This window comes from Kibdelosporangium banguiense, assembly GCF_017876405.1.
GTDB classification, from domain to species: Bacteria; Actinomycetota; Actinomycetes; order Mycobacteriales; family Pseudonocardiaceae; genus Kibdelosporangium; species Kibdelosporangium banguiense.
Genome location: NZ_JAGINW010000001.1, coordinates 9,525,162 through 9,542,157, shown reverse-complemented (window position 1 = coordinate 9,542,157; position 16,996 = coordinate 9,525,162). Strand labels below are relative to the sequence as shown.

The window sequence follows — 16,996 nt, the reverse complement described above, 5'->3', positions numbered from 1 at the left end:
GGACAAGGACGCATTCGGGCAACGGTCACCTCCGGAGAAGATCGGACATCATCAGGGGCGGGATTCGTTGTCAGTGCACCGTGCAGGTCATCAGGGAACTGACCGGGTGTTCCCGGTACTTCTGCCAGAAGGCCTCGTCGCGATCGCCGTCAGGTGGTGGCGTGCGGATGGATGACCAATGGACAGCACCGAAGCCTGCCTGCTTCGCGGCGAGTTCGTAGTCCGCGAGTTGCCACTCGTAGTCCTCGAGCGGTGTGGGTGGATCGGTCGTGAACTCCTGGCGGATCAACGGGACTTCACCACCGGGGACGCGTTCGAGGATGCGCAGGCCGAACTCCGTGTAGTTCCCCTCCGGGAACGGTGTGGGGTTGGCGACGACGGCCAGCAGGCGGCCATGGTCGGCGAGGTTGGCGCGGATGCCGCGAAACATCGAGCGCAGCGCCGTACGAGTGGACGCGTAGTTGAACAGGTAGACGGCGGTGGCCAGATCGAAGCGGCCGAGCGGTGGCAGGGCGGCCACGTCGGCGACGACGTAGTCGATGCCCATCGGTGAGCTCGCTTCGTGCTTCTCGGCAAGCCGGATCATCTCTGCCGAAACATCGACGCCCACCACCGGCCGGGCGCCGCGCTCGGCCAGCAGGCGGGTGTTGTAGCCGTATCCGCAGGCCAGGTCCAAAGCGGACAGTCCGGTGACATCACCGAGCGCGCCGCACAGCGTGAATGTGTCCGCGGCGGAGAAAGCGGCGGTCGACTTCGACTCCTCGAACCGTGCGCCGATCGTGTCGTACTGTTCCATGCGCCTTCCTGAGAGGTCGGTGAGCGCGTTCATCGGCGTAACAGCTTCCCGCCCGTACCGTCGAACTCACGCAGGAGAATCCGGTCAATGTCCACTTCGGGCAGCTGGAAGTTGTCGACGAGACTTTCCTGCAACAGTAGGGTGCTGAGTACCTGCAGGTAGGCATGGTTGTACGGGAAGGGGACCGGTCCGTCTGAAAAGGACTGCACCTTCTCGAACAGCCCATGCACGCCGCGTTCGTCGAGCACGCCGCAGTCCCGCACCCGGCGCGGCGAGGTAAGCTCGTCCACCCAGTCTCCCGCGCCGGTCGGCAGGAGATGCTCAGCTCCGGGAATCCGCATCCCGAACTTCGGCCGCTCGCGGATCTCGTGGGGCAGGACGTCCGCGTAGGCCTCGCGAAGGATGTGCTTCTCGCGGGTCATCCCACTCAGCTTCCATTCACGGGGCAACCTGGCCGCGAAGCCGACGACCGACCTGTCCACGAAGGGGTACCGTGCCTCGATGCGGCACCCCGCGCCGGGACGGTCGGCGAGACAGGTCATCCCGTAACCGATCAGCAGCGTCTGGAAGTCGAGCCACTGGGATCGGCCGACCATGTCCAGATCGTCGAAACCGGTGACCTGGGAGCGCGCGAACCCGGCCAGTCGCCGGTCGTCGTCGGCGATGCCCTGCCCCGCCGCCGCCAGCAGGCCGGGCAGCAACTCGGACTCGAACCGGCGCAGGTGCGCGCCCAGGATGGGGGAGCCGTTGCCGGCCTGGTCCTGGAAGAAGCGCAGGATTGCGGCCGGCGTCGTCGGATCGGTGTGCAGGAGGTCGTCCAGGCTTGAGCCCAGCAACGTCTCCTGCTCCGCCGTGAAACCACCGGCCAGGCACGAGTCCAGGACGGTCGCCTCCTTGAGGATGTCGTAACCGAAGAACGACTCGTCGGCCCCTTCTCCGCCCAGCACGATCCGGACTCCGGACTGCCCCACGTGTTCGGCCAGCATCTCGACCGCGACCGGTGCGCCGAAGTGCAGGAGCGCCTCGCACTTGCGGACCAGGTTCGGGAACCGCTCGCGGATGTCCCGGCCGGTGACCACGACGCAGGAGTGCTCGGTGCCCAGCTTCGCCGCGATGATCTTCTGGTAGGCCGATTCGTCGGCCCAGGAGCCCGGCATGGTGATGGAGAACGTGGGCAACTCGCCGGTCGTGTTCTGCCGGACGATCGAGGCGATGATGCTCGAATCCAGCCCACCACTGAGAAACGCTCCGAGTGGGTAGTCCCCGCGCAGCCGCAACCGCACCGCATCTTCGAGCCGGTCGCGCAGTTCCGCCTTCGCTTCGTCGAACGTCCACGCCGGCCGGCCGATGTCGCCCCGGTCGATCGGAATCTCGAAGTAGGGCGACAGCGTCATGCCGTGGGGCCCGACGCGGACGACATGCCCGGGCGGGAGGCTGCGCACACCGGCGAAACAGGTTTCGCCCGGCACGGGTGTCCAGTAGCGGCCGTTCGCCCGGACGCCCTCGGCCGACAGTTCCCGGCGTACTTCCCCGAAGGCGAACAAACCCTTGATCTCGGAGGCGAAGTAGAAGACACCATCCTGCTGTGTGTAGAACAACGGGCGTTCCCCGAACGGATCGCGCCCCAGCAGCAGTTCGCGCCGTTCCCGGTCGTAGAAGGCGAAGGCGAACTGGCCATTGAGCCGATCGAGGGCCTGCTCGCCCCAGACAACCAGGCTGTAGAGCAGTACTTCCGTATCGGACCTCGTGGCGAACCTGATGCCCCGTGCTTCCAACTCCTGCCGGAGCTCCAGGTAGTTGAAGATCTCCCCGTTGAGGCCCAGCACGAACCGTTCGTCGGCCGTGACCATCGGCTGCTTGCCGAGCTGCGGGTCGATGACCGACAGCCGGACCGTGCCGAGACTGAACTCGTTGTCGTCATAGATGCCGGCTTCGTCCGGTCCACGATGTGCGATGGCGCGAATTCCCCGGCGCAGGCCCGTGATCCGGTCGTCCTTCCGCTTGCCGCTGTTGACAAAACCGACGACACCACACATGAAGCATCCCGCCCTCTCGAGTGATGGATGGGTGGCAGTCAGACCGATTCGAGGTAACGGCGCCGCTCCCAGTCGGTCACCTCCGCGTCAGCGGCCGCTTGCTCTGTCTGCCCGAGCAGGCACAACAGTTGAGTCATCTCCTCGCCCAGGGCTGAGCGCGCGAACGTGCTCTCGTTGAGCCGGGCCACTGCCTCCGGCACGCTTCGGGGCAGCGGTTCGGCGTCGGTCGCCGCATAGACGTCGGTAGTCGCGGCGGACGGTGGTTCCAGTTGCTTTTCCAGACCGGCCAAGCCGGCCAGCAGCTGGGTCGCGACCAGGAAGTAGGGATTGGCGTCGGCCGACGCCACGCGGTGCTCCAGCCGTGTTCCGCCGTCGCCGTGTACGAGTGCTCGCAGCGCGGCGGAACGATGGTCGAACCCCCACGTGACGTGCGTGGGCGCGAACGAGTAGCTGGTCGATCGCTTGTACCCGTTGGGAGTCGGCACGGCGACGTAACACGTCTCGGCGGCATGCTGCACCAGTCCTCCGAGATACCACCGTCCGTGTGCGCTCAGCCCGCCGGTTTCGCCGTCCCAGAACGCGTTGCGGCCCGTTTCCCGGCAGCGCAGGCTCTGGTGCACATGCAGCCCGCTGCCGGACGACTCCGCCCACGGCTTGGCCATGAACGTGGCCAGGTAGCCGTGCGCGGCCGCGATCTGCTTGACCGCGTAACGGAAGAACAGCAGGTTGTCGGCGGCGGCCAGTGAGGGGGAGTGGCCCAGATTGATCTCCACCTGACCAGGCCCGTATTCCGCCTCACTGGCCTCCACCTCCACGCCCACGGCCAGCAGCGCCGACTGGATGTCCCGGATCACCGGCCAGAGGTAGGAGTCGTCGTGCAGGCTGTAGATGGGGTTGCGGGAGTGACGGGGACGCAGGCTGTCCGGGTCGAGCAGGTAGAACTCGGTCTCCAGGCCGAACCGCGGGTCGAACCCCGCCTGCCAGGCCTGCTCCTGTGCCCGGCTCAGGATCTGGCGCGGGTCGAGCGGGACAGGCTGACCCGCCCGGCCGACGACGTCGCAGAACACCAGGGCCGTCGCCGGACGCCAGGGCACCAGCCGCAAGGTGGCCAGGTCGGGCACCAGAAAGACGTCCGGGTAGCCGTTCGCCCAACTGTAGGACCCCACGGACATTACGCCGAGGCCGTAGTCGAGACAGTACAGTCCGGACGAGATCGCGAACTGTTTGCCCGGCCGGAAAGCCGATGCCGGGATCCGTTTGCCCCGGATCGCGCCCATCGCGTCCACGGCGGCCAGTTCGACGGTCTCGATCGAGTTGTCACTGATGAACTGATCGACCGCTGAGGTCACCACATCTCACCTCGTCTGTCTACCCAGGATCGAATTGTCATGTGCCGGCAATGCGGGCTTGTAGCAGCCCAGCAGCCCAGCAGCCCTGCCAGCAGCTGCGGGTCGGTGGGTGGCCGGCCGTCACCTGGTCTCCTGCCGGGCTGCCGCGGCGACGATCAGCTCGGCCACCTTGTCCGGGCGGGTCCGGGTGAAGTAGTGCCCGCCGCCCTCGATGTCACGCAGGAGGGGGTGTTGGACGTACAGTTCCCACTCGCGGTAACGGGTCTGGTAGCCGGTGGTCAGTTTGTCGTCCGACGCCATCACGACTGTGCACGGCGTTGCCGCCCACGTAGGGCAGGAGTACTACGGTCGCGGCCGGATCGGTTGTCTCGTCGGTCAGCGGGACGAGCACCCTGCTGTCCTGTGTGGATGTTCCTTGCTCCGCTACCGCTGTCAGTTCGACCAACCGTGAACACCGCATCACGGCTCGCACGGCGCAGGCGCGGCCGATGTCCCTGGTCGCACCCGTGATCACGACAGTCTTGTCGTGCAGTCGCATTCGTGGTGCCTTTCGCGAGTCGTGCTCAGCCGGTGGCGATCGTCGTGGAGATCAGGTCCGCAGTGACTCCTGGCGGTGAATCGGATCGGCGTGAGCCGGGCCGGTCTGACCAATCGAGAGCATGGCGTGATCCACTCCGGCGACATCGGGCATTTTCTTGCCGTCCAGGCGGATCCGCCGTTGGTCAAACTACGGCCGAGCGGCGGGAGTAACCACGTACTGTCGATCAGTGGCTATCGTGATCACGGGAGGAGTTCAATGGGGGACCGTTTGACCAGTCCACTTGCGGCTGAAGCCAGTCTGAAACCACGTCGTGCCAGGGTCGGTTCGTTTCCGGCAACCGATTGGGGACCTTCATGACGAGGGGTAAACGTGCCATCGCGGCTCTCGTGGCCGCGTTCGGGCTTGTGACCGGCCTTGCCGCACCGGCGCAGGCGGGCGCGCAAGCCAGGTGGTTCGACTGCGACTGGGCTCGCGCGGAGTCCAATGGCTATTTCTATCTCGATCTTTACTTCACCGACATCGACGACTGCATCGCCAACGCCGGCTACATGGGCGTCGACGGGTACTCGTACAAGCGGTACTGGAGCGGGAACAACCGCGGTGCGATCGAGGTGATCACCGAGAGCGGCGTGTACTACAAACAGCCGTTCGAGAAGTGGACGTGGCGCAACCTCAGCCCCAACGACCTGGTCGTCAGCGTCACGATCTTCTGATCACCCGGCGGACAAGGATTCCACGACTGTCTGCCGTACTCGCAAGTGCTGCTGGCCGACGGCGTCGGCCAGCAGATCGAGGCGGTCGAGCAAGGAAATCGGCTCCCTCAACAGCCCCGAGCGGCTATACGGCCTTGGTACGCCGCGTGGTCCGGGGACTGGATGACGGGAACTCGCCGCGCGCGACCTGCTCGGCGACGCCGTGCCAGAATTTCAGCGCGGCCTGTTCCAGGCCCAGACCGAGTTCCAGTGTCACCATGCGGGCCGCGACGTGGTTGATGTCGCCGTAGCGGCGTTTCATGTCCTCGTACTCGGCGATGCGTTGCTTGTGCTGTTCGATCTGGCTTGCCGCGAGCCGGGCGACGTCGTCGAGCCCGGCGAGCTCGTTGAAGAACAGCTTGATCTCCGCGATGTCGCGGAGCTCGAAGTGCGCGTTGGCGGTCAGGGTTTGGTGAGGGTGCAGCCCCGGCGAGGAACGCTGTCAGCATCGCTGCCGGCAGCAGTGTTCTGCTTCGCATGGAGGCACCGTTGTTGATCAACGTCAGCGCCACGCGATGGGAATGTGATGGTTCTGTCACAACGGACCCGGAATCCTGCGCACTCACCGAACCGGCCGTCGACTGGGACGGTCTGAAGCCACTGCTTGCCGCCGTCGCCGCGGCCGGTTCGACGAGCGCCTTCAAGGTCGTCGACCAGCTGTGAACCTGCACATGTCTTGCCCCGATTGGGCGGCAGGCAAGACGCGTTATTACAGAGCGGCGGCTGCGTTGAGGGCGTCCTGGGCGGAGCTCTGTCTGGCCGCGTCAGCGGAATCGAACGGTCCGGTCCAGAGCAGGCCGAGCTGGTTGGCGGAGTTCCTGTTGTGCTCCCAGATGGATGTGGCGTTGAGCCGGATGAAGTCGGCGTACCGCGGGCGCGGGGAGTGCTCGTTGAGGTAGCTCAGGTTCCGGATGAAGATGCCTTTGAACTGCGGGCCGTCCGCGCCGCAGTTCGCTGGTTCGCACGGTTCACGCAGGATGCCGTTGGGATACACGACGTTGGTGATGGCGGCGTTGGCGATCCGGTGCGCTGTCCGTAGCAGCTCGGGGTCTCGGGTCAGTGCGGCGAGATCGGTCAGTGCGCCGAGGATCACGCCTTGGTTGTAGGTCCATGTCGGCTGGCCGTTGTTGGCGCACGAATCGTCCAGCCCGTCGTTCACCAGCCCAGCGGAGTTGATCATGCCGCTGCCGGCGAACCATTTCCAGCCCTTGCGTGCCCAATCCAGATATTCCTTGCTGGCCCTGCCTTTCGTGCGGGCGGCAAGTCTCGCCGCGACGGAGATGAAGAGCTCGTTGGGGATCGCGTTCTTGTATGTCCTTTCCTTGTTCCACCAGATCCCGCCGCCGCAGATGTCATCCCAGCCGGTCGTCATGTCCCCGAAGACCGAGCGCGCGGTGGCGAGGTACCGCTCGTCCTTGGTCAGGTCGTAGGCGTTGATCCAGGCCAGTGCCCACCAGCCCTCATCGTCGTAGTAACTGTTGAAGAATCCACCTGCGATGTTGCGTTCGTAGGTGATGGCGGCGTGCTTGGCACCGACGTCGAGCCGCTGCTGACGGGAGAGATCGATTTCGGCGTTGAACGCGTTGGCCGCATTCCACCAGTTCGTTGTGTCGTAGAGACCAGTCCGCGGGTTGTACCAGCCGGCGAGGACCGTTCCGCTCGTCCGCGCCCACCGGTCATAGCGGTTGTTCCCGCCATCTGGCTCAGCCATGGCGACACCGGGCGCGAAGATCATTCCGACAAGGACGAGTACCACTGCTCTTAAGAGGGTGATCACACGATCGACCGAACCAGCGAGGACTTGCCCTGGATACCGATGATCGAGTGAAGAACTCACGTGAGTGCCGTGGCGCCTTGGGGCAGCTTCACTGCACTGCTATGCCGGTAGCGCGAGCGAGCCTTGTTTCTCGGGAATGCCCTTGACGATGAGCAGAATGCCCAGGCTGACCTCGAAGAGGCCTCCTGGGATCGTGGTGGTCAAGCCGAGGCTGTAGCCGAGGATGTCGAGCACTGCCCCGATCAGAAGGGCGCAGTACCCGAGCAGGCCCCACACCGCCATGAAAGGCGGCACCAGCCGTGCACGGTGCAGGACTCGGCAGAACGGCACGCTGGCGATCGCCGGCGAGATCATGCCGATCTGGAGGCAGTAGTTGTCGGCCTGTTTCGCCATACCTTTCAACGCCGAGAAAGCTGTTGCGTCGTCGGCGAGTGGTGTCCACAGCAGCAGGAAGACGATCCCGACGGCGCGTATTGTCCGGGATCATCCTCCGCCGGCGGATCTGCGGCCCGGCGACCGGCTGTATTAACCGCTGGTACAACAAGACCTACGCGCCGGTGATCAGGCTGCTGGAGGATCTCACCGATGGGCGCTTCGCCAATGGTGCCCTGGCTCGCGTGCTGATCATGGAGTTCTGGTCGCGGGGTGAGGCGCCGACGTTCACGCAGTTCGCTCAGGCATGGTTGGCGGCAACGGACGGGCGGTGGGACCTGCTGGCGCCCGAGTACGCGTTCCTCACCGATCGACGTTGTGGTGAAGCGGGAGCCGACTGGACATCGGTCCGCAATCGGAAGGCGGCCACTGTGCTGGCGGTTCTCCGCAAGCTTTGTTGATGGTGACTGCCTTGATCTGGAGATGGCCGAAGGGCTGTGGCGGCGGCTACCCGCCGACCAGCCCGACCTACGAAGTCCTCATGGTCGGCGCGTGAGTGGTAATCGGGGTCAAGACCGGTGAGTGGGCCGGAGACGATGCGGCCCATTCACCGGAGTTTGCGCTACTTCAGCGGGAACGCGCCGACAATGGTCTGTGTGACGGCGTTTCCGCTGGTGTCGCTCGCGCTTGCCTTGAGTGACACGGATTTCGCTCCTTGCGGGTGAACGAGCAGGGTGAACCACTTGCCGCCCGCGGTGAGCACGGGTGCGGGCCGCCATGTGGCACCGTCGTCATAGGACACTTCGACGGCAGGCTTCTTCACCGAACCGCCGGTGTTGTGGTCGACGGTGATCGGCACCAGCGTGGGCAGTGCTCGCGGTGCGCGGTTGTGGTCGTCCAGTGCCGGGGTGAACCGGACGGCCAGCAGGGGAAGGGCTTCGGGTTTCGCACCGCTCACGGTGTCCGACCTGAAGGTCCAGTCCGCGCTGATCCTGCTGGACATCGGGGTGTTGCGGACGGACTCGGTGTGCAGCCGGTACACGCCCGGTCCGGACGGGACGGTGAAGTCATTGAAAACAGGGTAGGGAGTACTGGCGATCTGTTTGCCGTCAAGGGAAAGGGTGGTGCTGCCGGTGCTGTCGGAGAAGCCGTACCGCGGCGCGGTACGGTCGGCGTAGAGCGGCAGCTGAATGGTCAGCTGGTCGCGGAACCGCCCCGCCCACGCCCAGGGCTGGTCCGGATCGGCCGGGAAGGCCGGGCCGAAAACGCCGTTGTTCCACTGTTCGGTGGCGTGGCCCGGCTTGAACGTCCGCGTCCCGATGCTCGACAGCCCGGACTCGGCAGGCGCGAGGACCGGGTCGGAGGTCTGGGAGAACCGGCCCAGCCATGACGTGTTCGGGGTGTAGAACTCCTCCAGCGTGAACGGCAGTTGTTTGACGATCATCCTTTCACGCATCCCGAACTTCCCGGCACCCGTCGCCGCGTGTTTGGCGTGGACCTTGGTGAGCTCGCTGTCGTGGATCCGGTTGACAAGCTCGGCCGGGACGCGGCCGTCGGTCTCATGGCGCACGTTGTACAAGTAGGGGCTGATGTTGAAGGTGCCCTTGCCGTCCGGGTCCGGCTGGGCCATCCGGGCCTCGGTGTAGTAACGGAACTGTCCAGCCGCGGTGGCGGTGCTCGCCGATGGCCGGACCACGACGTCGTTGAAGTCCGGTGTGTAGATCTCGGTGCTCACGCCGCCCGGTGTCGTGGTCACCCGCTCGAAGCCGATACGCCCCTCGCCGCACTTGGCGGTTGGTTGGTCGACGACGAACCCGGCCTGCTTACCGGCACGCGCGTCGATGGTCAGTGTGCCGGGCTTGTCGACGATGTACTCCGGTTCGGCCGCCAGCGCGACCTTGTCCGGGCCTTGGGTGACGACGTCGAGGTAGTAGCGGCCCTTGGGCAGTCGTGTGGCGACTGTGCCCGAGGCGTCGTAGGGCTGGTAGGACTTCGGGCGGTCGATGTCGATGAGCCGCGCGGTGTAGTCGGCTGTCGGGTTGCCGTCGAAGCCGAGGAATTCGAGTTTCATGTCGTAGCTCTCGACTTCCCGGTTCACCGCGATCGGGATCCGTATCTCACCGGCGAGAATGACGCCGCTGTACAGGCCGTCCGGCGCGGTCACCCGGGTGTCGGTGGTGAGCGTGACGTCCGCCTGGCCGCCCGCGGGAACTGCCACTGTCGCCGAGGACAGCGTGAACATGCCCGCCGGGGCGGGTTTTCCGTCCGGGCCGCGGATATCCGTGCGCAGGTCCAGTGTGGCTGGTGTGTTGCCGGAGTTGTGGTAGGTGATGGTCTTGGTGATCGGGGTGTCGTCGTTGTGCGGCCAGCGTGCGATGCCTTCGCTGATGCTCGCGGGGGAGGAGTAGAGGTTCTGCGTCACGGCCTTGGCGACGTCGACGCGGCCGGCGCCCTGTTCGAAGACAGACCGGGCCGGGTCGGGTTTGGCGCTGTTCATCAGCGCGGCCTTGAGCTGGCCGGCCTGCCAGTCCGGATGTTCGCCTGCCAGGATCGCCGCCGCGCCCGCGACGTGCGGGGCCGCCATCGACGTGCCGGACATGCGGACGTGGGTCTCGTCCACGGGCGTGCCGACCGCTCCGTGTGTGGCCTTGGCCGCGACGATGTCCACGCCCGGGGCGGTGATGTCGGGTTTGATGGCGTCGTCGCCGAACCTCGGGCCGCGGCTGGAGAACGGCGCCAGCTGGTCGTTGCGGTCGACCGCGCCGACAGTGAGGGCGGCGTCGGCGGCGCCGGGACTTCCAAGGGTGGTGCCGGAGTTGCCCGACGCGATCACGAACAGCGCCCCGCTCTCGGCGGTGAGCCGGTTGGCCGCCAGTGACATCGCGTCGGTGCCGTCACTGGGGAACCGGCTGCCGAGACTCATGTTGACCACGTCGGCGCCCTGCGCGGCGGCCCACTCCATGCCCGCGATGATCCACGAATCCAGGCCGCCGCCGCCGTCACCGAGGACTTTGCCGTTGAGCAGCTTGGTGTCCGGGGCGACGCCGGTGTACTTCTCATGCTGGCCGGTGATGATCGAGGCGACGTGGGTGCCGTGCCCGAAGTAGTCGTCCGCGCCGTACTGGCTGGTGGTGAAGTTCTGTGCCTGGACGACCGCGTCGGCGAGGTCCGGGTGTGCGGCGTCGACGCCGGTGTCCAGCACCGCCACGGTGGTGCCTTTGCCGGTGTGGCCGGACTGCCAGGCCTGTGGCGCGCCGATCTGCGGCACGCTCTGGTCGAGCAGGGCCTGTACCGGGCCGTCGAGCCAGATGCGTTGCGCTGATTCCAAGGGGCCGAAGCCGGTCGCCTTGTCCACCCGGACGGCCGCGCCACCGATGCTTGGCAGGTCACGGACCTTGTTACGTGCCATGGCAGTGCTGCCACTCACGATGAGCGGGATGTCGTTGCGGGACTTGTCGTCGTAGCCGGTCTGTACGAGCTTGCTGACGTTGAAGAGCCTGGGGTCGATGCGGTGGGCGCGCAGCATCCGGAGGGTGTCCTCGGGGATCACGTGCAGGTCGCCGAACTCGTCGCGTTGCTGGACGAACCGGATCCGCTCCCGGCCTTTGGCGGGTTCGACCACCGCGCCGTGCGGCCCGGCAAGTACCACCTTGTCACCGGTGAGCAACGTGATCGTGGCGGCCGGACCGGCCGGTACCGAGGTTGGCGCGGCCTGGGCATCAGGCGGTGCCACTGTTCCACTGCCCGCCAGCACGCCGGCGAGTAGCCATGCAACTGTTCTTCTTGGGCTCATGCCCACATGACCCGCGACGGGCAGTGACCGTTGATGTCAGTGGGTCACCTCGTTTTTCCCAGTTGCCTCCACAACTGGGAAAAACGGCATTGCCAGGCCTACGAAGTACGGGTTCCATTCGGCATCGTCACATGCAAAGTGAGACCGCCGTCTTCTCGCGAGCGAGCCCGCACGGTGCCATGGTGGGCGCGCACGACGGTCCGGACGATGGACAACCCCAGTCCTGAGCCGCGCGGCTGCTGGGTGCGGTCGTAGCGCAGTCTGCGGAACAGTTCGAACAGGAAATCCACCTCGGTCGCCGCGATGACAGGTCCGGAGTTGGTCACGCAGAAGGTTGCTGAGCTGTTCCGGTCCGTTCCACTGTGGATAGTGACCCAGCCGTGCTCGTCAACGTTGTAGCGGACCGCGTTGTCCACCATCTCGGTTGGACTGTCTACTTTGGAGGAAGAAGGTCCAGGTGTACTGGACAGCCTGGCGTACATTCTCGACCACGCCAACGCGAGCATCGTCTCGGTGTCGGTGGCGTTCGGCATTCCGCCCGGTCTGTGAAAAGCCTATGCCCAGGTCTTTCAGGAGGGCCATCGCGGTACAGGTGGGGACGGCGCACGCCGTCCCCACCTGCGGAAGACCGATCCAAATGATCAGCAGAAGATGGGCACGACCGGTGTCTGGCCCGACATGTACAGCGGCGAGTTGGCGTAGCCGTACTTGGTGAAAGTGGCGGACCCGAAACCGATGTAATTGAGCGACATACCCAGGCATCCGGTCACGGCGAACATGTCGGCCCTGTCCGTGCCGGGGAAGTTTTTCGCCCGCTCGGCCAAATTGCTGCCGTTGCTCAGATAGATCGCGGACAATATCCAGATGTTGTCGACGGGTGCGGTGCACTCACCGTGCGTGTCGACCCGCACGGCGCCGTCTTGAATGTAGGGGTAGCTGACGTAGCCACCGCAGTAGATGACCTCCGTTACGGTGTTTCCACCCTGAGATGATGTCTTGGTCAGTGTCGTGCTGAACGACGCGGCGACTTTGCCGTTGGTGCTGTTCCCGGCCGCTGAGAGCGAAGTCCGAGCCGGGCCGGCCGCTGCCGGGCCGGCGAACAGGATCATTCCGGCGACGCAGCTTGCCACTGCGGCGAGAGCCACGCTGATTCTGTGTATTCGGTTGCGCATGAAACCCTCCCGTGAACTGATCGACCGATTTGAAATAGGCACCGGTGTCCTCATGAGCCTCCGGTGAGCTTTCTGAAATACGTCACCCGCGTTCCCAGACCTGGAAGGTCGAAATGCGGGCAGGCGCACAGTTGATGTCGAAGTTGTGCCAGCCGCCTGTCGCCCGCACAGTGGGGCCCCAGACCACCCGTCCGTCCGCACAGGTCACGGCCACCCGGATGTTGCCGGACGACACCAGGCAGGTGAACGAGATCACCTGGAACGGCGAACGGCTGAAGTACCTGCAGTCGAAGACGACGTTGATGCCGGCATCGGCGTTGGCGGGCCCGCTGCTCGCCGTGCCCGAGACGGAGGTGGCGGCCTGGTCCTGGGCAATCGTCGTGATCGTGCCGGCCGGTGCGGCAGATGCCGCTGCCGGCGCGACTAGGAGGGCGCCAATTGCCAATGCCGTGGCGACTAACGGTTTGATCGCCAAGGACGCGACGGAATCGCGCCCAAAAAGCGGTCGGCGCATGAGATTCTCCTCGGATTGTTGGCCCTTGCCTGGCCCGCCGCATAGCATTCCAAGGGTCTCGCCGCGGTAGCTATATGATTTCGCGTGAAGTTCGCATGCCCAGCCAAGATCGAATTATCACATTTTCCAAGTATGGTCCATTTGGAGGCACACAGCGGGCATGCAGCGGCCGTGGGATCTCCACTGGAGAATTGCACGCCTGGCCGGCCACCAATTCGACTGGCAGGGGCATGGGTATCGCAACCCATGCCCCTGCCGTCGGGGTGTGGTCTATCCGCTGACTGTGGCGGAGAAGTTGTCGACTGCCAGGCCGACGCCGCCGTTCCATGGTTCGAACCCGGCCTGGATGCTGGTGAGGTACCAGGAGGTGGTGATCGCGCCGCGGGCTCGCACGTCGTTGATGAAGTCCAGCACGCTGAACGACCATGAGTTGACGGGCGACGGTGCGACGTAGGAGATGACGTTGTTGGAGCCGTTGCTGCCGCGCCACACCTGCCAGCTGCGGCCGCCGATCGTGGTTGTGCCGACGGCGCTGCCGATGGGCTGGATCGGGCCCTGGCGGTTCAGCCAGATCATGATCTCCATCTGGTTGACGCCGTTGGTCTTCGGCGTGGGATCGAGCCAGATGTCGTAGGAGGCGTTGTAGGTGCCGCCGGTGTACTGGTAGTTGATCGCGGAGGTGGCACTGCGGATCCGGCTGACCTGCATCGGCAGGTTCGTGCCGGGGGAGCAGTTGGTGTAGTGGCAGCCGAGGAATGCCGACGGATACGACAGCGGCGCCCCGTTGGTCGGCTTCGAGCCCTGCTGCGTGGTGATCCGGAAGCCGCTCGACGTGACGTTGATGCACTGCGTGGCCGACGATCCCCATCGGTTGTTCTGGACCACGTAGCGTCCTTGGATTGTGGTCGACCCGTACTGATCGCAGATGGTGACATCGGCCTGGGCCGGCCCGGCACTCGCGACGAGCATGCTCGCAGCCAGCAGACCGGCCGCGCCGAGCGCACTGATGATGCTTCGCATGAGTACTCCTCTCGCAGGCTCTGGGAGCGCTCCCAGAGTACTCGGATGTCAAATATCTGGGTATCGGGCGCCTGAGTGGGCAATACGAGGTCCTGGCTCTGCCGGGTGTTCTGGGAGCGCTCCCGGACGCAGCACTGATCGGACCGGCCAAGCTGCGTTCGATCCCGGCCAGGGCGGCGAAGGCGCTCGGTCTGGTGTCCACAGTGGCCAGACGCGGTGCCGGGATCCTCTACCAGTTCGAGCAACCGTTCATTGTGGACTCAGGCAAATGCGCCACCCGATTCGGCGGCGCGGGGGAACCACTATGGCCGTGATGCCGGCCGCTCGACACACCTGCCCGGAGTCGGCTACACGCTGGCCGACATGGCCGCCGATGTCGTCGGGCTCCTTGACGCGCTCGGCGTCAGCCGTGCTCATGTGGTCGGAGCGTCGATGGGTGGGATGATCGCCCAGGTCATGGCGGCGCTCTACCCGTCGCGGGTGCTGAGCCTGGCGTCGCTGATGTCCACCACAGGCCGCCGGGGCAAGGGCCGCACTTCCCTGCGACTGTTGCGCCACATGTTCTCCCGGGGAGCCCGTACCGAGCTGCAGGCCATTGAGCGGCGTGTGCGGCTGTTCGCGACCATCGGCTCTTCCGACTTCGAACAGGACGTCAACGAGATCAGGCGGGCAACCGCGCTCTCGTTCCATCGCGACCTCGATCACCGCGAAGGCCGGCGACGGCAGTACAAGGCGGTGCGTGCGGCGGGCGATCGGACCGGCCAGCTCGCGCAGATCACAGCTCCGACAGTCGTCATCCACGGGACGACGGACCTCATGTGCCACTATTCCGGCGGTGAGGCGACCGCGGCCGCCATCAGCGGCGTGCAGTTCGTGCTCATTGAGGGTATGGGGCATGATTTCCCGCCCGACGCATGGCCGGTGATCATCGACGCGATCGCCGAGAACACCAGCCACCTAGCACGAGCGTCAGGCGGTTTTGCGGATGAGTCCGGTGTAGCCGGCGATGGCTAGGGTGGCCAGGCCCCACACCGCGGCCTGCACGATCCACAGCAGCACAGTGAACACCTGGCCGGCGGGGGACTCGGTGTCCAGGTCGCAGCGGGTGCGCAGCCCGGTCGGACCAAGGGGGAGACCGCGGTCGAGGCCGAGACCGACTAGTTCGACGGTCGAGCACGGGGTGCGGGGCGCGCTGGCGGTGGTGGTGTGCTCGGCGGCGTACCTGCCGGGGCCGGTTGGTATGTGGCCGGCCCAGAAGCTGATCAGACCGGCGGTGGCGAGCGCGACGAGCAGGGCCAGCGCGGTGCGGCGGGCGCGGTAGCCGTAACCGGCGAGTGCTCCCCAGAGCCAGTGGAACCGGCGGGTGAGCCAGCCGCCGACTGCAGCCGGGGCGCGATGGCGTAGATCGTGCTGCTGGGTGATGAGGATGTGTCTTGCGTTGCCGTCGTGGCCTGCCGCGCGTTCCACTGCGGCGAGGCGCTGGTATGGGGACGGACGATATTCCTTGGTATGGCAGCGGATCACGTGCAGCCACTGCCGCCACTGGACGTGTGGCAGCGAGCCGTAGGCGAAGTCGTTGAGGTTCACCGTGGACTGTTCACAGTGAACTTCGCGGCAGATGGTCCCGGTCGGCAGATGTGCGCTGCCGGCCACGTTGGTCGTGTGCAGGTCCAGCAGTGCCCCGGCCGGGTTCTCGATCGTCGAGTCGATGAGCGTGAGCCTGCCGATGGTGGCTGCGGCCATACGGACCGTCGCGTGGTCACCCGCGCCGGACATCCGTACCCGTTCCAGGTGCACGAGACCACCGGCCTGGAGCTGGTCAGCGAACAGCGCTGGCCCAGAGTCGTTGCATACCAGGGTGTTCACGACGCGGAGCCCGCCGACGTGCGCGCCGAGCAGCCGGGCCGCGCCGCCGTCGCCTGTCCCGGAGATTCGCGCGTCGAGCAAGAGGATCGTGTCCGCTACGTGCAGACCGTCGGCATGTAGCGCGGGACCGGCACCGCTGATCAACTCCGCGTCCGTCAGGTCGAGCACGCCGCCGATGTGTGCGCGCTGCAGACGGACGGCGCCTTTCGCACCGGACCCGGACAGCCGGGCCCGCACGAGGAAGGCGTTGCCGCCGATCTTCAGGTCGGCGGCGTCCATGCCAGGGCCGGTGTCGTTGCTGAGCTCCGCGTCGTCCGCGATCAGCACGCCTCGGACGTCGGCGCCGGTCAGGCGGATGGTGCCACGGTCGCCGGTTCCGGTCATCCGTGCCCGGCGGAACACGAGGCTCTCGTCCATCCGGAGGCTGCTGACGTGCAGTGCGGGCCCGGAGTCGTTGCGCACCACCGAATCGGACAGGTCAAGCGATCCGTTGATCCGCGCGCCGCGCAGGCAGATCGCGCCATCCTCACCCGCGCCGGAAACCCTGGCCCCGCTGAGGTCGACATGCCCGTTGACCTGGAGGCCATGGGCCTGGATACCGGCGATGCGGCTGCCGGACAGCGTCAGCCGGGGCAGTACCGCCCTGGTGAGGTCGGCGCGTTCGTCGAGGACACAATCGACCAGGTCAAGACCCGCCGCCGCGGTGACGTAGTCGAGTTCCAGCGCACCGGTGATCCTGGCACCGCTGATCCGGACCCCGCGCGGGTCGAGCTCGCCGCGGCGGCCAAGGAGCAGCTCTCGAATCAACCCGGCACGTACTGCGGAGTCCGGCTCCTCGCCGAACGCCAGGACGGTCCCGTCGCGGGCTGCGGTCACCAGCGACTGCTCCTGATCGGTCAGGTCGTCGAGCATCTAGGTGTCTCCTCAACAAGACAGCGCCGTGGCCGCCATTCGGTGCGGGCATGTCGAACCGGGGTCCCTGAGGTCATAAATGCCACAAGTTGTCCG

Annotated in this window: 16 protein-coding genes and 1 pseudogene; 4 read left to right on the top strand and 13 right to left on the bottom strand. The window is 65.9% G+C overall.

The genetic code is table 11. The features are described from left to right. Positions 1–70 precede the first annotated feature (70 nt). The 4 genes from JOF56_RS43275 to JOF56_RS43260 all read right to left on the bottom strand — a co-directional run bounded on the left by JOF56_RS43275 (position 71) and on the right by JOF56_RS43260 (position 4,481). Positions 71–796 carry a class I SAM-dependent methyltransferase gene (locus JOF56_RS43275; protein ID WP_209645363.1) on the bottom strand — a complete coding sequence of 242 codons (726 nt, stop codon included), beginning with the start codon at positions 794–796 and terminating at the stop codon, positions 71–73. Positions 797–825: 29 nt separating this feature from the next. Next, positions 826–2,832, bottom strand: a complete 2,007-nt coding sequence (asnB, locus tag JOF56_RS43270; RefSeq protein WP_209645362.1) for an asparagine synthase (glutamine-hydrolyzing) — start codon at positions 2,830–2,832, stop codon at positions 826–828. Between the two features lie 38 nt (positions 2,833–2,870). Further along, positions 2,871–4,181: a glutamine synthetase family protein gene (locus tag JOF56_RS43265; RefSeq protein WP_209645361.1), complete on the bottom strand. Its 1,311-nt coding sequence runs from the start codon at positions 4,179–4,181 to the stop codon at positions 2,871–2,873. 120 nt (positions 4,182–4,301) lie between these two features. Further along, entirely contained in the window at positions 4,302–4,481 is a 180-nt protein-coding gene (locus JOF56_RS43260) for a hypothetical protein (RefSeq protein ID WP_209645360.1), read from the bottom strand. 594 nt (positions 4,482–5,075) lie between these two features. Between JOF56_RS43260 and JOF56_RS43255 the strand changes: the two genes are divergently transcribed. Beyond that, positions 5,076–5,435, top strand: a complete 360-nt coding sequence (locus JOF56_RS43255) for a hypothetical protein (RefSeq protein WP_209645359.1) — start codon at positions 5,076–5,078, stop codon at positions 5,433–5,435. A 124-nt stretch (positions 5,436–5,559) separates the two neighbouring features. On the opposite strand, the gene JOF56_RS43250 is transcribed toward JOF56_RS43255, so the two are convergent. After that, the gene (locus tag JOF56_RS43250; RefSeq protein WP_307855826.1) at positions 5,560–5,847 is read right to left on the bottom strand and encodes a virulence activator alpha C-terminal domain-containing protein; all 288 of its coding nucleotides are present in this window, start codon (positions 5,845–5,847) and stop codon (positions 5,560–5,562) included. Positions 5,848–5,951: 104 nt separating this feature from the next. Between JOF56_RS43250 and JOF56_RS43245 the strand changes: the two genes are divergently transcribed. Then, positions 5,952–6,137, top strand: a complete 186-nt coding sequence (locus JOF56_RS43245) for a hypothetical protein (protein ID WP_209645358.1) — start codon at positions 5,952–5,954, stop codon at positions 6,135–6,137. 46 nt (positions 6,138–6,183) lie between these two features. Here JOF56_RS43245 and JOF56_RS43240 read toward each other — a convergent pair whose 3' ends face one another. Together JOF56_RS43240 and JOF56_RS43235 are read right to left on the bottom strand one after the other, a co-directional pair. Continuing rightward, a complete protein-coding gene (locus JOF56_RS43240; protein WP_209645357.1) occupies positions 6,184–7,185 on the bottom strand; it encodes a glycoside hydrolase family 76 protein in 1,002 nt (333 codons plus the stop codon). A 165-nt stretch (positions 7,186–7,350) separates the two neighbouring features. Continuing rightward, positions 7,351–7,695, bottom strand: coding sequence for a DUF4386 family protein (locus JOF56_RS43235; RefSeq protein ID WP_245380713.1), 345 nt, complete (start codon positions 7,693–7,695; stop codon positions 7,351–7,353). 29 nt (positions 7,696–7,724) lie between these two features. Here JOF56_RS43235 and JOF56_RS43230 point away from each other — a divergent pair, with 29 nt between their 5' ends. After that, positions 7,725–8,084 (top strand): hypothetical protein, encoded by a 360-nt coding sequence (locus JOF56_RS43230; protein WP_209645356.1) that lies wholly within the window; start codon positions 7,725–7,727, stop codon positions 8,082–8,084. Positions 8,085–8,245: 161 nt separating this feature from the next. On the opposite strand, the gene JOF56_RS43225 is transcribed toward JOF56_RS43230, so the two are convergent. From JOF56_RS43225 to JOF56_RS43205, 5 genes are all read right to left on the bottom strand, one after another. Next, complete coding sequence (locus JOF56_RS43225; RefSeq protein ID WP_209645355.1) at positions 8,246–11,416, bottom strand: S8 family serine peptidase; 3,171 nt, start codon at positions 11,414–11,416, stop codon at positions 8,246–8,248. A 98-nt stretch (positions 11,417–11,514) separates the two neighbouring features. Continuing rightward, complete coding sequence (locus JOF56_RS43220; RefSeq protein WP_209645354.1) at positions 11,515–11,949, bottom strand: sensor histidine kinase; 435 nt, start codon at positions 11,947–11,949, stop codon at positions 11,515–11,517. Between the two features lie 108 nt (positions 11,950–12,057). After that, entirely contained in the window at positions 12,058–12,588 is a 531-nt protein-coding gene (locus tag JOF56_RS43215; protein ID WP_209645353.1) for a hypothetical protein, read from the bottom strand. A gap of 82 nt (positions 12,589–12,670) precedes the next feature. Further along, positions 12,671–13,102: a hypothetical protein gene (locus JOF56_RS43210; protein ID WP_209645352.1), complete on the bottom strand. Its 432-nt coding sequence runs from the start codon at positions 13,100–13,102 to the stop codon at positions 12,671–12,673. 270 nt (positions 13,103–13,372) lie between these two features. Further along, positions 13,373–14,122 carry a GH12 family glycosyl hydrolase domain-containing protein gene (locus tag JOF56_RS43205; protein ID WP_209645351.1) on the bottom strand — a complete coding sequence of 250 codons (750 nt, stop codon included), beginning with the start codon at positions 14,120–14,122 and terminating at the stop codon, positions 13,373–13,375. A 327-nt stretch (positions 14,123–14,449) separates the two neighbouring features. Here JOF56_RS43205 and JOF56_RS43200 point away from each other — a divergent pair. Beyond that, a pseudogene (locus JOF56_RS43200) lies at positions 14,450–15,136 on the top strand (alpha/beta fold hydrolase); the annotation flags it as partial. Here the strand turns inward: JOF56_RS43200 and JOF56_RS43195 are convergent. Continuing rightward, positions 15,092–16,900 carry a pentapeptide repeat-containing protein gene (locus JOF56_RS43195; protein ID WP_209645349.1) on the bottom strand — a complete coding sequence of 603 codons (1,809 nt, stop codon included), beginning with the start codon at positions 16,898–16,900 and terminating at the stop codon, positions 15,092–15,094. The pseudogene JOF56_RS43200 and the gene JOF56_RS43195 overlap by 45 nt on opposite strands. Between the last annotated feature and the right edge of the window lie 96 nt (positions 16,901–16,996).

Bases quoted from the DNA above. Each gene is read 5' to 3' on its own strand.
- JOF56_RS43275 (WP_209645363.1), bottom strand. From the start codon at position 796: ATGGAACAGTACGACACGATCGGCGCACGGTTCGAGGAGTCGAAGTCG.
- asnB (WP_209645362.1), bottom strand. From the start codon at position 2,832: ATGTGTGGTGTCGTCGGTTTTGTCAACAGCGGCAAGCGGAAGGACGAC.
- JOF56_RS43260 (WP_209645360.1), bottom strand. From the start codon at position 4,481: ATGGCGTCGGACGACAAACTGACCACCGGCTACCAGACCCGTTACCGC.
- JOF56_RS43255 (WP_209645359.1), top strand. From the start codon at position 5,076: ATGACGAGGGGTAAACGTGCCATCGCGGCTCTCGTGGCCGCGTTCGGG.
- JOF56_RS43245 (WP_209645358.1), top strand. From the start codon at position 5,952: ATGGAGGCACCGTTGTTGATCAACGTCAGCGCCACGCGATGGGAATGT.
- JOF56_RS43240 (WP_209645357.1), bottom strand. From the start codon at position 7,185: ATGGCTGAGCCAGATGGCGGGAACAACCGCTATGACCGGTGGGCGCGG.
- JOF56_RS43225 (WP_209645355.1), bottom strand. From the start codon at position 11,416: ATGAGCCCAAGAAGAACAGTTGCATGGCTACTCGCCGGCGTGCTGGCG.
- JOF56_RS43220 (WP_209645354.1), bottom strand. From the start codon at position 11,949: ATGCCGAACGCCACCGACACCGAGACGATGCTCGCGTTGGCGTGGTCG.
- JOF56_RS43215 (WP_209645353.1), bottom strand. From the start codon at position 12,588: ATGCGCAACCGAATACACAGAATCAGCGTGGCTCTCGCCGCAGTGGCA.
- JOF56_RS43210 (WP_209645352.1), bottom strand. From the start codon at position 13,102: ATGCGCCGACCGCTTTTTGGGCGCGATTCCGTCGCGTCCTTGGCGATC.
- JOF56_RS43205 (WP_209645351.1), bottom strand. From the start codon at position 14,122: ATGCGAAGCATCATCAGTGCGCTCGGCGCGGCCGGTCTGCTGGCTGCG.
- JOF56_RS43195 (WP_209645349.1), bottom strand. From the start codon at position 16,900: ATGCTCGACGACCTGACCGATCAGGAGCAGTCGCTGGTGACCGCAGCC.